General features: G+C 71.2%; 12 protein-coding genes. 5 read left to right on the top strand and 7 right to left on the bottom strand.

The window, feature by feature from the left end; all coding sequences use genetic code 11:
* Window positions 1–29: 29 nt before the first annotated feature.
* Window positions 30–497, top strand: a complete 468-nt coding sequence (locus ACIBH1_RS02800; protein WP_397311827.1) for a hypothetical protein — start codon at window positions 30–32, stop codon at window positions 495–497.
* Between the two features lie 10 nt (window positions 498–507).
* Here the strand turns inward: ACIBH1_RS02800 and ACIBH1_RS02795 are convergent, their stop codons facing one another.
* Complete coding sequence (locus ACIBH1_RS02795; protein ID WP_397311826.1) at window positions 508–858, bottom strand: hypothetical protein; 351 nt, start codon at window positions 856–858, stop codon at window positions 508–510.
* 29 nt (window positions 859–887) lie between these two features.
* Entirely contained in the window at window positions 888–1,466 is a 579-nt protein-coding gene (locus ACIBH1_RS02790) for a TetR/AcrR family transcriptional regulator (RefSeq protein ID WP_397311825.1), read from the bottom strand.
* A 71-nt stretch (window positions 1,467–1,537) separates the two neighbouring features.
* Here ACIBH1_RS02790 and ACIBH1_RS02785 point away from each other — a divergent pair, with 71 nt between their 5' ends.
* Entirely contained in the window at window positions 1,538–2,308 is a 771-nt protein-coding gene (locus ACIBH1_RS02785; RefSeq protein ID WP_397311824.1) for an SDR family NAD(P)-dependent oxidoreductase, read from the top strand.
* A 99-nt stretch (window positions 2,309–2,407) separates the two neighbouring features.
* Here the strand turns inward: ACIBH1_RS02785 and ACIBH1_RS02780 are convergent, their stop codons facing one another.
* On the bottom strand, window positions 2,408–5,689 hold the full coding sequence (locus ACIBH1_RS02780) for a BTAD domain-containing putative transcriptional regulator (protein ID WP_397311823.1): 3,282 nt from the start codon (window positions 5,687–5,689) through the stop codon (window positions 2,408–2,410).
* A 232-nt stretch (window positions 5,690–5,921) separates the two neighbouring features.
* On the opposite strand from ACIBH1_RS02780, the gene ACIBH1_RS02775 reads away from it, so the two are divergent.
* From ACIBH1_RS02775 to ACIBH1_RS02765, 3 genes are all read left to right on the top strand, one after another.
* Window positions 5,922–7,070 (top strand): epoxide hydrolase family protein, encoded by a 1,149-nt coding sequence (locus ACIBH1_RS02775; RefSeq protein WP_397311822.1) that lies wholly within the window; start codon window positions 5,922–5,924, stop codon window positions 7,068–7,070.
* 94 nt (window positions 7,071–7,164) lie between these two features.
* A complete protein-coding gene (locus ACIBH1_RS02770; protein ID WP_397311821.1) occupies window positions 7,165–8,574 on the top strand; it encodes an MFS transporter in 1,410 nt (469 codons plus the stop codon).
* Window positions 8,575–8,639: 65 nt separating this feature from the next.
* A complete protein-coding gene (locus ACIBH1_RS02765) occupies window positions 8,640–9,767 on the top strand; it encodes a DUF418 domain-containing protein (protein ID WP_397311820.1) in 1,128 nt (375 codons plus the stop codon).
* Here the strand turns inward: ACIBH1_RS02765 and ACIBH1_RS02760 are convergent.
* The 4 genes from ACIBH1_RS02760 to ACIBH1_RS02745 form a co-directional block, all read right to left on the bottom strand.
* Entirely contained in the window at window positions 9,703–10,143 is a 441-nt protein-coding gene (locus tag ACIBH1_RS02760) for a GNAT family N-acetyltransferase (protein WP_397311819.1), read from the bottom strand. The two genes, ACIBH1_RS02765 and ACIBH1_RS02760, sit on opposite strands and share 65 nt — an antisense overlap.
* The gene (locus tag ACIBH1_RS02755) at window positions 10,140–12,722 is read right to left on the bottom strand and encodes a phosphoenolpyruvate carboxylase (RefSeq protein WP_397311818.1); all 2,583 of its coding nucleotides are present in this window, start codon (window positions 12,720–12,722) and stop codon (window positions 10,140–10,142) included. Before ACIBH1_RS02755 ends, ACIBH1_RS02760 begins: the two co-directional genes overlap by 4 nt.
* Window positions 12,723–12,821: 99 nt before the next feature.
* Window positions 12,822–14,381, bottom strand: a complete 1,560-nt coding sequence (locus ACIBH1_RS02750) for a hypothetical protein (RefSeq protein WP_397311817.1) — start codon at window positions 14,379–14,381, stop codon at window positions 12,822–12,824.
* Window positions 14,378–15,148, bottom strand: a complete 771-nt coding sequence (locus ACIBH1_RS02745; RefSeq protein WP_397311816.1) for an ABC transporter ATP-binding protein — start codon at window positions 15,146–15,148, stop codon at window positions 14,378–14,380. The genes ACIBH1_RS02750 and ACIBH1_RS02745 overlap by 4 nt, the downstream gene beginning before the upstream one ends.
* Window positions 15,149–15,154 lie beyond the last annotated feature (6 nt).

Raw genomic sequence — 15,154 nt, 5'->3', positions numbered from 1 at the left:
GGCTGACACCCGATGGAGACGGAGGAAGAGTGGACGACCCGACCTTCCGACTGGCTCGTGGCTCGACGGGCTTCGGCCAGGCCGGCGATCTCCCGATGCCGCAGATCGACGTCAAGCTCTGCCGTACCGCCTGGCACGCCGCGGCGCGTGCCGCCGGCGGGCGGGTCGGGGAGTTCGTGGAGCGGCGCTACCCGCGCACCTTCCACAGCGCCACGCTCACCGACCGGGGCGGGGCGCACGTCGCGCTGTTCCACGCCGGGTTCGCGCTGGTCGCCTTCGTGGCAGAGCAGCGCGACTGGTACACCGACGAGTTCCGGGATCCGCCGTCCTGGGCGGGCGTCCTCGACGGCTTCGGCCTCGCCCTTCTGCCCGCGTCGCTGCTCCTGGCGCCTCTGAGCGAGGCGGACACGACGGGCCTTTCCGCCGCGGAGTGGAGCCAGATCGCCTACTGGCGGCCGGAGACCCTCGGCGCCACGCTCTTCAACGCGTGGGACTGACCCCGCCGTCTCAGAGGTCACGCAAGGCCAGTGCCTCGGCCTCCGGCAGTCCGTCGCGGGCCGCGACGCGGCGTCTTGCCCTGACCTGGGTGCTCGTGCGGGGGCGGAACTTGGGTTCCCTGCCGCAGCCGCACGTTTCGAAGCCCTCGTAGCGCAGTCCCGCCCGCAGGACCGCCTCGACGGCGGCCCATTGGCGGTGGGCGGTCTTGCGGGGGGCGGCGAAGTCGTGGCCGGCGAAGGTCATGGGCTCGCGGCAGCGTGTGCACAGGTGCTCGGCGCCGTCCCACGGGAACTTGTGGCTCTGGCGGCAGGGGATGCACACGTAGTGGACCTTGTAGTGGACCTCCGCGTATGTGCACATGGGTCCACGATATCCGGCGGGCGGAGGGGTCATCCGACTCCGTGGAGGAGGGTTTCGACGACCCTGGCGGCGACGGTGTCGGGGTGTTCGGCGGGGGCTTCGCCGGTGATGCCGCCGTGGGCGGCCTCGCCGAGGAGGGCCAGGTAGACGCGCCTGACCCACACGAGGTCGACGTCCTGCCTGATCAGGCCGTCTTCCCTGGCCCGGGCGAAGAGGGCGTCGCAGACCGCGATGACCTCGGCGAAGGTCTGCTGGACCGCGGCGCCCGGAGGGGTGGTCTGGGCGAGGGCGAAGCGCCAGCCGGACTTGATCTGCAGGACGTTGGCGGTCGCCTGGTGGAGGACGACGAGGGGTGGGGCGGTGGCGGGACGGGAGGCTTCGACGGCCTGGGCGATGTCGGTCCAGGCGGCCGCGGTCATGGTGTCGATGAGTTCTTCGCGGCTGGCGAAGCGGCGGTGGATGGTGGCGCGGGCGACGCCGGCGGCCTGGGCGATCTGTTCCATGGTCGCGGCGGGGTTCTGGCTGAGCAGGCGCTCCGCGGCTTCCATGATCGTGCGGATGCTGCGTTCGGCGTCCGCTCGCAGCTTGCGGCCTGTGGTGGTGCTCATGGATAGACCGTATCGCATCCTTAACTGAGACTATGTGTTGCAGATAATTGAGAATCTGCTACGTTATGTCCATGATTAGTGCAGCACTTGTTACAGGGGCGTCCTCCGGCATCGGGGCGGAGTTCGCCCGTCAACTGGCCGCGCGAGGGCACAACCTGGTCCTGGTGGCCCGGTCCGTCGACAGGCTCGAAGCCCTCGCCAAGGAGCTCGACGGGGTGCACGTCGAGGTCATCGGGCAGGACCTGGCGGAGCCCGACGCCGCCAGGAAGGTCGAGGAGGAGCTCAGGGCCCGGGACATCCAGGTCGACCTGCTGGTGAACAACGCGGGGTTCGGGACGACGGGGCGGTTCGAGGAGATCCCGGCCGAGCGCGAGCGGGACGAGCTGATGGTGAACGTCGTGGCGCTCGTCGGGCTGACGCACGCGGTGCTGCCGGGGATGGTCGAGCGCGGGACCGGCGGGGTGATCAACGTGGGGTCCACGGCCGGGTTCAACATCGCGCCGTATTTCGCGACGTACGGGTCGTCCAAGACGTTCGTGCTCAACTTCAGCCTCGCCCTGTGGAGCGAGCTGCGCGGGCGGGGCGTCAAGGTGCTCGCGGTCACGCCAGGGCCGGTGGAAACCGCGTTCTTCGACGTGATCGGCACGCGGAAGGCGGCCATCGGAGGGCGGATGGCCACGCCGCGGCAGGTCGTGGAGGCGGCGCTCAAGGGGCTGGAGCGGGATCGGGGCTACGTCGTGCCGGGGATGGGGAACTTCCCGATGGCGCATCTCATGCCTCGGCGGCCCAGGAAGATGCTGGCTCGGATCAGCCGGCTGGTGACCCGGTCGGTGCTCACGTGAGACGGCCCCGTCAGACCGAGGTCGGTGCTCACGAGAGACGGCCCCGTCAGACCCAGGTCGGTGCTCATGTGAGGCGGCTTTATAAACCCCGGTCGGTGCTTACGTGAGGCGGCCCGTCAGGCCCAGGTCGGTGAGGGTCTGGTCCGCCGCTTGACCGTGTTCCTCGGCCCGGGGGTCACCGGCCGCGCGCAGGGCCCGGCCGAGGAGGGTGTGGGTGTGGGCCTCGCCGAGGCGGTGGCCGGTGGAGCGGTGGATGGCCAGGGCCTGGAAGGCCTGCTCCACCGCCTGGTCGTGATCGGCCCGCTCGTGGGCGAGGGTGGCGAGCATGGTGAGGGCGCGGCCTTCGAGCACGCGGAAGCGGCAGCGGCGGGCGATGGTGAGGGCTCTCTGGGCCAGGTGCTCAGCATCGGAGCCCCCGTCCGCGGCGGAGGCTGAGCCCGCGCCCAGGGCGGCGTCGCACTCCAGGTACGGGTCGCCGAGTTCCACCGCCAGGCCGAGCGCCGTCCGGCAGGTGGCCAGGGCCGCCTCCGGGTCGCCCGTGGCGAGTGAGTGCGCCGCGAGCACGATCATCGAGTGCACCAATTGGTGCCGGTCGCCGATCTCCCGAGCCTGGTCACGGGCCGTCGACGCGTGATGGTGGCTCTCCTCCCAGCGCCCCAGGTCGAGGCAGGTGTGCGCCAGCCACGCCAGCGTCGCCGTCTCCCCGTGCCGGTCGCCCTGCCGGCGGTGCATCTCCAGGCTGTCGTCGTGGTAGGTGAGGGCCTCCGCGTATCTCCCCTGGAGGTGGGCGAGCTCGCCGAGTGTCCCCAATGACATGGCCACCCATCGGGGCTCGTCGCTGTTGCGCGACAGGCGCAGCGAGGTGAGGGCGGCGGTTCTGCCCTCGGCGAGGTCGCCGCAGTCGCGGTGGAGGTTGGCGAGGTTGAGCAGGATGCCCGCCTGGCTGGCCGTACTGCCTGCCGTACGGGCCAGGTCGCGGGCCTGGCCGAGCAGCGATTCCGCCTCTGCCGTGCGGCCGACCCTGGCCAGGAGGTATCCGAGGTTGGACATGAGGTCGGCGCGGGACTTGGCGGAGGCGTCCGCGGGCATGAGGGCCAGCAGTTCCTTGACGCAGGCGATGGCCTGGGCGTATCGGGCGAGGACGAAGCCGAGGTGGGCGGCGCCGTGGAGGGCGATCGGGTGGAGCGCCTCGTCGTCGCTCCGCGCGGCGGCCTCCCTGGCCAGCCCCGCGACGGTCTCCCAGTCGGTGATGTGGCGCCGCAGGTCGAAGTAGCCGCGCAGGCGGTCGGCCAGGTGGACGCAGGTTCTGTCGAGGCCGTGCCGGGAGGCGCATGTGACGACCTCGACGAGGTTGTGGCGTTCGGCGTCGAGCCAGGCGAGGGCGGAGGCGTAGTCGGTGAGGGTGGGTGGGGCGTGGCCGTTGGATGGGGCGGCGACGTCCGGCGGGCTCTGCCGTTGCCCGGCGTGGAGCAGGCGCTGGGCGGTGGTGACCGTGGTGAGGTACCAGTCGCAGAGCCGTCGCCTGGCCGCGGCCAGGCTCTCCTCGTCGTCGGTGGTCCTGGCGAGCTGGCCCGCGTACTCCCGCAGGAGGTCGTGCAGGGTGTAGCGGCCGGGCCGCGACTCCTCGACGAGGTGCGCGGCGGCGAGACGGCGGAGCGCGCGGTCGGCCGCGACGCGTCCCATGCCGGTCTGGGCCGCCACGGCCTCGGCGGTGAAGTCGGGGCAGCCGACCAGGCCCAGGCCGCGGAAGACGCTGCGGAGCGACGGGTCGAGCGCCTGGTAGGACAGGTCGAACGCGGCGCGGACGGCGATCTCGCCGTCTTCCTGGCCGTCGACCGTCAGCCCGACCAGGGGGTCGCCGCTGGCCAGTTGCCCCACGAAGTGGGTGATGCCCTGCTTGGGATGATCGTTGAGGAGCGCGGCCGCGATGCACAACGACAGCGGGAGGTTGGCGCAGCGTGCCGCGAGGGCGGCGGCGGCCTGGGGCTCGTGGTTGACGCGGCTGCTGCCGAGCGTGCGCGCGAGCAGGGCGACGGATTCCTTCTCCGTCATGACGTCGAGCGTGAGACGGTGGGCGCCGTCCTGAGCGACGAGGCCGGTGAGGCGGTCGCGGCTGGTGACCAGGACGAACGAGCCGCCCTCGCCCGGAAGCAGCGGGCGGATCTGGGCCGCCGACCGGGCGTTGTCGAGGACGATGAGCATCCGGCGCCCCGCGATGAGGGAGCGGTAGCGGGCGGCCGCCTCGGCCAGGTCGACGGGGATCTGCTCGGCCGGCATGCCGAGTGAGCGCAGCAGGGCCGAGACCGCGCAGTGCGGGCGCCGGGGTGATTCGGCCGAGTAGCCGTGCATGTTGAGGTAGAGGCGGCCGTCGGGGAAGCGGTGCGCCACCTGGTGGGCCCAGTGGACCGCGAGCGCGGTCTTGCCCACGCCTGCCGTACCGACGACGGCGGTGACGATCACGGGGGGCGGGGTGCGGTCGGTGGTTCGCGGGAGCAGCGCGTCCAGCTCGCGCAGCTGGGCCCGGCGGCCGACGAAGCGGACTCCGGCGGGCAGTTCGTGCGGTACGGCCACGGCCGCCGGCTCGACGTCAGGAGTAGCGCTGATCACGGATGACGGCCGGGCGGAGCCAGAGGAGGGACCGGTGGAGTACGGCTCGCCCGCGAGGATCGCCTGGTGCAGCCGGCGCAGCACGGGCCCTGGCTCGATGCCGAGCTCCTCGACGAACAGCGCCCGCGTCCTCCGGTACACCTCCAGCGCCTCGCTGGCCCGCTGCGTCACCCTGAGCCCGTGCATGAGCTGGGCGACGAACCGCTCCCGGTAGGGGTGGCTCCTGGTCAGCACGAGCAGTTCGGCGATGGCGGGTTCGTGGAGCCCCGCGGTCAGGTCCGCCTCGATCCGGTTCTCCAGCGCCGCGAGCCGCAGTTCCTCCAGCCGCTCCGCCTCCTGGTGCAGCGCGGGCTCGCCGGCCAGGTCGCCGAACGCCGGCCCGCGCCACATGGCCAGCGCCTGCCGCAGGGTGCGCGTGGCCGTGGGGGCGTCGCCGCCGGCCAAGGCGCGTGAGCCGCGTTCGGCCAGGTCCTCGAAGGTGTGGGCGTCGAGGTTGGCGGGCAGCCCTGCCACGGTGTAGCCCGACCTGCCCTGCCCGGCGATGGCGTCGTGGCCGAGCACCTGGCGCAGGTGGGAGATGTGCTGGTAGACGTTCTGCACCGCCGACGCGGGGGCGTTGCCACCCCAGACGGCCTCGACGGCGGCCTCCAGCGGCACGGCGCGCTCTCCGGAGCTGAGCAGCAGCGCGAGGAGGAGCCGGCGTTTGGGCGGCCCGAGCGGCAGCGGGCCATCCTCCCCGTAGGCCATCACCGGGCCCAGGATGACGAACCTCATCTCGGCCTCCAAGGCAGACACTCACCGGTCAGGCTCGCATCGCTATGACATAGCAGACAAGGTCGGTTTATATCGCCTTTTATGGCTCCGGCGTATAGCAGCTACATAGATCAGCGATAAGTAGCCTGTGCGATGCTCCCCCGAGGTCGCATAAGCCCAGGCAGACGGGGGCTTCGGGCTTTCCTGAGCAGCACTCACTTTATTTCAACAAAAGCCACGAAAGAAGCACCAAATGGCTGAAATCACACCTTTCAGGATCGATATCCCCCAGGCCGACCTGGACGACCTACAGGACCGGCTGGCCCGGACCCGGTTCGCCGGCGAGCTCCCCGAGGATCAGGTCACCGACGGGACTCCCCAGGGCCCGATCCCTCCGGGGTGGGAACAGGGCGTACCGGTGTCGTACGTGCGAGCGCTGGTCGAGTACTGGCGCGACGGGTTCGACTGGCGCGCCCAGGAGGCGTGGCTCAACGGCTTCCCGCAGTTCGTCACCGAGATCGACGGCCTGGAGGTGCACTTCGTCCACGTGCGCTCGCCCGAGCCCGGCGCGACCCCGCTGGTCCTCACCCACGGCTGGCCGAACTCCTTCGTGGAATACCTCGACCTGGTCGGCCCACTCACCGATCCCGCCGCCCACGGGGGCGACCCGGCCGACGCCTTCCACGTGGTGATCCCCTCGCTGCCCGGCTTCACCTTCACCGGCCCGCCGAAGGAGAAGGGCTGGGACGCCGAGCGGACCGCCAGGGCGTGGGCGGAGCTCATGCGGCGTCTCGGCTACCCCAGGTACGGCGCGCACGGCAACGACGCGGGGGCTGTGCTCGCGCCGTTCATCGGCAGGGTCGACCCCACGCACGTCATCGGGCTGCACGTGAACCAGATCTTCTCGTTCCCGACCGGCGATCCGGTCGAGTTCGAGGGGCTCACGAGGGCCGAGTTCGAGTATCTCGACTTCCTGCAGGGATTCGTCGAGCACGCGATCCACGACCGGGTGCAGCAGGCCCAGCCGCAGACCGTCGCGCACGCGTTGTCGGACTCCCCCGCCGGCCAGGTCGCCTGGAGCGGGCAGTTGCTGGGCGACGTCGCGAGCCCGGACGTGATCCTCACGAACGTGGCCCTGTACTGGTTCACCAACACCAGCGCCTCGTCGGGCCGCTGGTACTACGACAACCACCACGCAAGGCAGCCCCTGGAGCCGACGACGGTGCCGATCGGGCTGGCGAGCTTCGCGTTCGACTTCCGGCCGATCCGCCGGTTCGCCGAGCGTGATCACAAGAACATCGTCCACTGGAACCAGTACGACCGCGGCAGCCACTGGGCCGCGCACGACGCCCCTGACCTGCTGGTCAAGGACATCCGCGAGTTCTTCGCCCTCCTCCGGTAGCCGGCGCAAAGAATCTTGGGAGCGGTATGGAATGAAGCATTCCGTTCTGCTATTCTGGAACAGAACAAGCCGTTCCGTTCCGTGGAGGCCCGACATGACCGCTCTCGACATCCGGCCCGCAGAGGTCACCGAGACCCCCGAGGTCGAGGCTCCCGCCTACAGGTGGCGCTGGGCAGCCCTGGGCGTGATCCTCGCCGGCTCCGTCATGGAGCTCCTCGACGCGACCGTCACCCACATCGCCGGCCCGACGATGCGCGCCGACCTCGGCGGCGGCAACTCCCTGATCCAGTGGCTCGGCGCGGCCTACATCCTGGCGATGACCGCGGGCCTGCTGATCGGCGGCCGCCTGGGCGACATCGTCGGACGCAAGCGCATGTTCCTCATCGGCCTCGCCGGCTTCACGGTCGGCTCGCTGCTCTGCGCGATCGCGGTCTCCCCCGAGACCATCATCGGCGCCAGGATCATCCAGGGCCTGTTCGGCGCGGCGATGATCCCCCAGGGCATGGGCCTGATGAAGGAGATGTTCCGCGACAAGGAACTGACCACGGCGTTCGGCCTGTTCGGTCCGGTCCTGGGCCTGTCCGCGGTGGGCGGCCCGATCCTGGCCGGCGCGCTGGTCAGCGGCCCCGGCTGGAGAATGATCTTCCTGATCAACCTGCCGATCGGCATCGCCGCCGCCATCGCGGCCATCAAGTTCCTGCCCAGCACCCGCCCGACCGGCGGCGTCAAGCTCGACATCCCCGGCGCGCTCCTGGCCTCGCTCGGCACCGTCCTGATCGTCTTCCCGCTCATCCAGGGCGGCGAGCACGGCTGGCCGCTGTGGAGCTTCGTGATGATGGCCGCCTCGGTCGTGGTCTTCGCCCTCTTCGTGGTCTACGAGAAGAAGCGCAAGAGCGACCAGCTGATCGTCCCGAGCCTGTTCCGCAAGCCCGCGTTCCTGTCCGGTCTGGCCGTCGGCGCCATCTACTTCGCGGCCTTCGGCGGCATCTTCGCGGTCCTCGGCTTCTACACCCAGCAGGGTCTCGGTTTCTCCCCGCTGAAGGCCGCGCTGACCAGCGTCCCCTCCTCGGTCGGCATGATCGTGGGCATGGGCATCGCCCAGGCCACCGTGAAGTACGGTCGCAAGGTCCTGCTGGCCGGCGCGGTCGTCATGGGTCTGGGTTCGCTGGCCGTGGTCGCCATCGCCAACCCCGCCGTCACGCCGTGGCAGCTGGCTCCCGCCCTGGTCTTCGTGGGCCTGGGCAGCGGCCTGATCATGGGCCCGTTCTACAACATCGTCCTGGCGGCGGTCGACCCCTCCGAGACCGGTTCCGCCTCTGGCACCCTGACCGCGGTCCAGCAGATCGGCAACGCGCTCGGCCTGGCGGTGCTCGGCACCATCTTCTTCACCACCAAGAGCGGCGCGATCACCTTCGGGGTGGCGGCGGCGATGATCGCGGTGACCTTCGTGGTCGGCCTCCTGCTCCCGAAGCAGGCCAGGGAGGACGTGGAGTTCACCCACTAAAGTCGGTACGGCGAGCGGCCAAGGTTCGATGACTCGAACCTTGGCCGTTTTCCATTATCGGAAGGGTGAACAGAGTCACCGAGATCGACGGCATCCGCGGCTTCGCCCTGGCCGGCATCCTGGTCGCGAACATCGGCTTCTTCGCCAACCCCGGCCTGTCCGAGGTCGGCATGACCGTCTCCCTCCAGCAGGGCCCGGTGGCCTTCCTGGTCAACACGCTGGTCCTGTCGAAGTTCTACGTGATCTTCTCGTTCCTGTTCGGCTACTCCTTCACCCTCCAGATGCGCTCGGCGGGCGACGACACCAAGGCCAGGACCGTACGACGGTGCCTGGCCCTTCTCGTGCTCGGCGTCGTGCACGGCCTGCTGCTGTGGATCGGCGACATCCTCACGCTCTACGCCGTGCTCGGCATGCTCCTGCTGCCGATGCGCGGCATGGCGCCGCGCACCGCGGTCAAGACCGGCCTGTGGATCCTCGGCGTCTGGGCCTTCCTGTGGCTCGCCCTGGCCGGGCTGGCGATGCTCGACCCGGGCCAGCAGGCGGCGCCCGCGGCCACGGTGAACCCGACGACGTTCGCCGACGGCCCCCTGGGCATGCTGCGGTTCCAGCTGGAGACCTACCCGTCGCTCGCCGCGCTCGTCTGGGTCTTCCAGGGACCGCCCGCGTTCGCGATGTTCCTGTTCGGCCTGGCCGCGGGCAAGTCGCGCATCCTGGAGCGGCCGTTGCCGCTCGGCAGGATCCAGTGGATCGGGTACGGCGCCGGCCTCCCGGTCGCCGTCCTGTTCGGCCTGACCTCCGGCACCGAGGGCGCCGCGAGCGTGCTGGCGATGGCGCTGACCACGCTGACCGCGCCCCTGCTGGCCGCGGCCTACGTGGCGACCCTGCTGCGGCTGCCGCGCGTGATCCGGGTGATCGCCCCCGCGGGCCGGATGGCCGCCTCCAACTACATCGGCCAGTCGGTCCTGGCCTGCCTGGTCTTCTCCGGGTACGGCCTGGGCCTGGCCGGACAACTGCCGCCCGTCGCGGTCATGGGGGTCGCGGCGCTGATCTACGCGACGCTGCTCCTGCTGAGCCGCCGGTGGCTGTCGAGCCACCGGCAGGGCCCGGTCGAGACGCTCCTGCGCAAGGTCACGTACGCAGGGTCTTCCTCATCGACACGACCTCACGAGGCCCGATCGGCTCCACCGAAGTGATCACGTAGCCCAGCCGCTCGTAGAGGGCGATGTTCTTCTTCATCATCACGTTGGTGATCAGCCGCAGGGCGGGCAGCCCGAGGTCGAGCGCCCGCTCCTCGGCGAAGGCCAGCATCCGCCTGCCCAGGCCCCGCCCGTGCAGCTCGGGCCTGACCGCCACGTTGTCGACGTAGAGCACGTCAGGCTCGGGCACCAGCACGATCAGCGCGTCGACGGGCGAGCCGTGGACGAAGATCCGCCCGGCCGCCTGCAGCGCCGGGTAGTCCTCGTCCATCGGCTTGGGCCGTACCCCGATGAGCTCGGCCCACGGCTGGTACGCGGCCCGGACGATCTCCTCGATCGCGGGCACGTCGTCCGGGAGGGCCGCTCTGATCATCCGGTGTTCTGCAGCCCGGCCGCCACGCCGTTGACCGACAGCAGCAACAACGTCGACAGCCGCTCCCGCTCGTGCTCGGACAGATCCTCCGTGGTGCGCAGCGCGGTCAGCGCCCGCAACTGCAGGTGCGACAGCGCGTCCACGTACGGGTCGCGCAGCTGTACGGCACGCGAGAGCACCCGGCGGTCCTCCAGCAGCCGCGTGTGCCCGGTGACGCGCAGCACCAGGTCACGGGTGCGGTCGTACTCCTCCAGGACCTGCTCGGCGAAGTCGGGGCGCCCGCCGAGCAGCAGGTAGCGCTTGGCGATCGAGCGGTCGGTCTTGGCCAGCGACATCTCGACGTTGTCGAGCAGGGAGCTGAACAGCGGCCACTCGCGGTAGGCCGCCTGGAGCTCGTCGAGCTCGGCCACGGCTTCGAGCCCGCTGCCCAGGCCGTACCAGCCGGGCAGGTTGACGCGGGTCTGCGCCCAGGCGAACACCCACGGGATGGCCCGCAGGTCGTCGAGCGAGCGCGGCGCGCCCAGCCCGCGGCGGGCGGGGCGCGAGCCCAGCCGCAGCGAACCGATCTCCTCCAGCGGGCTGACCAGGGCGAACCACTCGGGGAAGCCGGGCGCCTCGGTCAGTCCGCGGTAGGCCTGCTCGGAGGCGGCGGCCACGCGGTGGGCCAGGCCGCGGAAACGGTCGGCCGCCGCCGCCGTGCTCTGGCCGACGCTCGGCGAGGAGGCCAGCAGGACCGCGTTGGCGACCTGCTCCATGTGCCGGCGCGCGATGGCCTGGTGGCCGTAGCGGGCGAAGATGACCTCGCCCTGCTCGGTGACCTTGAAGCGGCCGGCGACGGAGCCGGGCGGCTGGGCGAGCACCGCGCGGTTGGCCGGGCCGCCGCCGCGGCCGAGCGCGCCGCCGCGGCCGTGGAAGAGGCGGAGCTTGACGTCGTTGGCCGCGGCCCACGCGGTCAGCCGCTCCTGGGCCTCGTAGAGCTTCATGGTGGCGGCGGCCGGACCGAGCTCCTTGGCGGAGTCGGAGTAGCCGAGCATGACCTCGATGCGCCGGTCGTTGCTCTCCAGGCGCTTTTGGACCTGCGGGATCTCCAGCATGCCCGTCAGCACCTCGACGGAGTTGTCGAGGTCCTGACCCGACTCGAAGAGCGGCACCACGTCGAGCACGGGCGCGCGGTCGCCGAGCGCGTGGCGGGCCAGTTCGTGGACGGTGGCGATGTCGTGGGCGCTGCGGGTGAAGGAGACCACGTAGCGGGAGCAGGCGGTGACGCCGAACCGCTCCTGGATCCAGGCAATCGTGCGGATCGTGGCCAGGACCTCGTCGGTGCGCTCGGAGACCGGTCCTTCGCCCGACAGCTCCTCCAGCGCGGCGGCGTGCACCTGCGAGTGCTGGCGCACCTCCAGCTCGGCCAGGTGGAAGCCGAACGTCTCCACCTGCCAGATCAGGTGCTGCAGCTCGCCGTAGGCCTGGCGCACGGCGCCGGTCTTGGCCAGGGAGTCCTGCGCCAGGCGCAGGTCGGCCAGCAGGTCCTCGGGCGAGCGGTAGGCCAGGTCGAGGTCGCGCCGGTTGGTGGCGCCGATGCGGGCGGCCACGTACAGCAGCCACTGGCGGTGCGGCTCGGAGGGCGAGCGCGTGGCCAGCTCGGAGACCAGGTCGGGGCTGGCGTCGGTGGCGGCCTTGATCGCGCCCAGGAGTTCGGACGACGGAGAGGTGAACTGAGCGGCGGCCGTCAGCGTGCGGGCGATGCGCGTGGCGGCGGTCTCCAGCGCGGTCAGCACGTGCTCGGCCTGGATCAGCAGGGCCTCGCGGGTGACCTTGGCGGTCACGTTGGGGTTGCCGTCGCGGTCGCCGCCGATCCAGCTGCCGTAGCGGATGAAGGAGCGGGCCAGCGGCGGCCGGGTGCCCGAACCGTCGCCGAGCGCGCTGTCGAGCGACCGGTAGACCTGCGGCACCACCCGGAAGAGCGTCTCGTCGAAGGCGGCCATGGCGGTGCGCACCTCGTCGAGCGGGTCGAGCTTGGTGTTGCGCAGCTGGGCCGTACGCCAGAGCAGGTCGATCTCCTCCAGCAGGCGGCGCTTGCTCTCGTCCTGCTCGGTGGAGCCCCTGCCGGGCGTGTTGTACTCCGCCAGCTGGTGGCTGATCCGCTGGATCGCCGTGACGACGGCGCGGCGCCTGGCCTCGGTCGGGTGGGCGGTGAGCACCGGGTGGAGTTCGAGCCCGCCGACCAGCTGGGCGACGCGTTCGGCGCCCAGGTCCAGGACGGCGGAGGCCATCGACTCGCGCTGCACGCCGCCGTCGGCGTCACGCTCGCGCAGGGTGAGGATGCGGTAGTGCTCCTCGGCCAGGTTGGCGAGGTGGAAGTAGCAGGTGAAGGCCCGCGCGATCTGCACCGCGCGGTCGATGTCCCACTCGCCGACCATGGCCGCCACCTCATCGAAGGCGACCTCACGACGACGGGCGCCGATGACGGCTTTACGCAGCCGTTCGACGTCCTCCAGCAGGTCGGGACCGCCCTGTTCGGCGATCACCTGACCCAGCAGGGCTCCGAGCAGCCGCACGTCTCGGCGGAGCTCATCGGGCATTTCAACGACGGCACTGTGGCGCGCAACCATAGGTCCGAGAGTAGCGAGGCCTTCTCGAACGCTGGATACCGGTCTCAGGTATTGGACTAGACCACTGGTTCACGCGGCCTTCGTGACCGCGTCGAGAATCTCCGGCATGCGCATCCGGGCGATCTTCGCCGCCAGGTGCTGGCCGAGCAGGGCGATCGCCACGCCGTACGGTAGGGCGACCACGCCCATCCAGCCGATCCCGAGCACGACGGGCACGATGATGGGCAGGCCGACGACCCCGGTCGCCATCATCGCCCCCATCGAGCCCAGGAAGGCCTGCCCGCCCTGGCCGGGCGCGGCGCCGGTGAAGGCGTTGAGCCGGTCGGGGATGGTGTACGGCACGAGCACGCTGGTCAGCGCGCCGGAGCCGAACGCCACGCCGAGCAGTCCCCAGCCGAGGAGCATGGCAGGAAGAATTCCTGCCGTCGCGCCGGTGAACATTCCGGCGGCCACGGCGAGCACGGCGATGAGCGGCACCGCGATCGTGGTGGCGGCCAGGTGCCGCCCGCGCAGGTCGGTGCGCAGATCGCGGTCGGTCGCGTACACCACCGCGTTCATCCACAGGGCGCGGCCGTCGGCGCCGAACATGTTGCCGAACTGCTGCTGGGCCCCGATCATGACGGCGCCGAGGCAGGTGAGCCAGATCACCAGGCCGGGACCGGCCGTCGAGTCGCCGCCGCTCTGGGAGAAGGCCAGCACCCCGACGACGACGAGCGAGACCAGCCAGCCGACCCGGAACCGCGGGTCGCGGCGGATGTAGCGCAGCTCCTTGTAGACGACCGCCGACAGCGGGCCGTCGGGCATCAGCCGGTCGAGCAGCCCGGTGGAGGCACGCACCGAGGCCGCCTGGCTGCTGGCGTCGGGCGTGACCAGCGCGCGGGCCAGCGCCTTGATCCACAACCAGCCGATGACCACGATCGCGACGGCGACCGGCACCAGCCACAGCGGGTTGCCGGTCGAGATCGACGTGGCGGCCAGGCCCGGCGGGGTCCAGCGCAGCACGCCCGCCGCGCCGCTCAGCAGCGCGGCGGGGTCGCCGACGCCCCGGTTGACGATCACGTTGGGGAGCTGGAAGAGCAGCACGATCCCGATCGCGGCGACGGCGAGGGCGTCGCGGCCCCTGCGCGAGCGCAGCGCGCTCGACAGCGCCGTGGTGATCAGCCGCGACACCACCAGGCAGAGGGCGAACATCAGGAGCACGGAGACGATCCCGACGAGCGCGCCGGTCAGGCCGCGCGACAGGCCCACGACGCCGCCGAGCAGGGCGATCAGAGTGGCCAGCGGCCACGCCCCGGTCGCTGAGGCGGCGAACAGGCCGATCGCCATCTCCTTGGTGCGCAGGGGGAAGAGCGCGAGCCTGGAGGGGTCGAGGGTGTCGTCGACGCCGAAGGAGAGCAGCGGGATGACCGCCCAGCCGACCACGAGCGCGCTGAAGACGACGACGCCGAGGTCCGCGGCCAGGTCCGGCTCGGCGAAGCGGATCGCCGACATCGACAGGAAGCCGATGCCCGCCACGAAGGTCGCGGCGATGAGCGTGAAGATGAAGCCGATCTTGCGCTCGACGGCGCCGCGCAGATTGCCCGCGACCAGCCTGAGCTTCAGCCCGGCGAACAACCGGAAGGTGTTCACCGCTGGGCCCCCAGCCAGCTCAGCCCCTCGTCGCCCGAGTCACGGCTGCCGCCCCCGACGAGGTCGAGGAAGGCCTGGTTGAGGCTGCGCCCGGCGCGGACCTCGTCGAGCGGCCCCTGGGCGACGATGTGCCCGCCCGCCATCACCGACACCCAGTCGCACAATCGCTCGACCAGGTCCATGACGTGGCTGGAGAAGATGACGGTGGAACCGGAGGCGGTGAAGCGGCGCAGCACCTCGGTCAGGGTGTTGGCGCTGACCGGGTCGACGCCCTCGAACGGTTCGTCGAGGAAGAGCACCGACGGGTTGTGCAGCAGCGCGGCGGCCAGGCCGATCTTCTTGCGCATGCCCGTGGAGTAGTCGACGACGAGCTTGTCGGCCGCCTCGGTCAGGTCCATCACCCGCAGGAGCTCCTCGGCGCGTCCCGCGACCTCGGCACGCGGGAGCCCGCGCAGCCGGCCGTTGTAGATCAGCAGTTCGCGCCCCGACAGCCGCTCGAACAGCCGCAGGCCCTCGGGCAGCACCCCGATGCGGGCCTTGACCTCGACGGGATCGCGCCAGACGTTGAAGCCCGCGACCTCGGCGCCGCCGCCGTCGGGCCGGAGCAGGCCGGTGATCATGCTGAGCGTGGTGGTCTTGCCCGCGCCGTTGGGTCCGACCAGGCCCGCGAAGCTGCCCGCCGGGACCGCCAGATCGACCCCGGCGACGGCGACCTGGGAGCCGAAGCGCTTGGTCAGCCCGTGCGTGCGAACCGCGTCCACTGTCATACCCGC

This window comes from Nonomuraea sp. NPDC050663, from assembly GCF_044456985.1.
Lineage (GTDB): Bacteria > Actinomycetota > Actinomycetes > Streptosporangiales > Streptosporangiaceae > Nonomuraea.
Note: the sequence above shows the minus strand (reverse complement) of the source record. Positions and strands in the feature narration are given on the sequence as shown.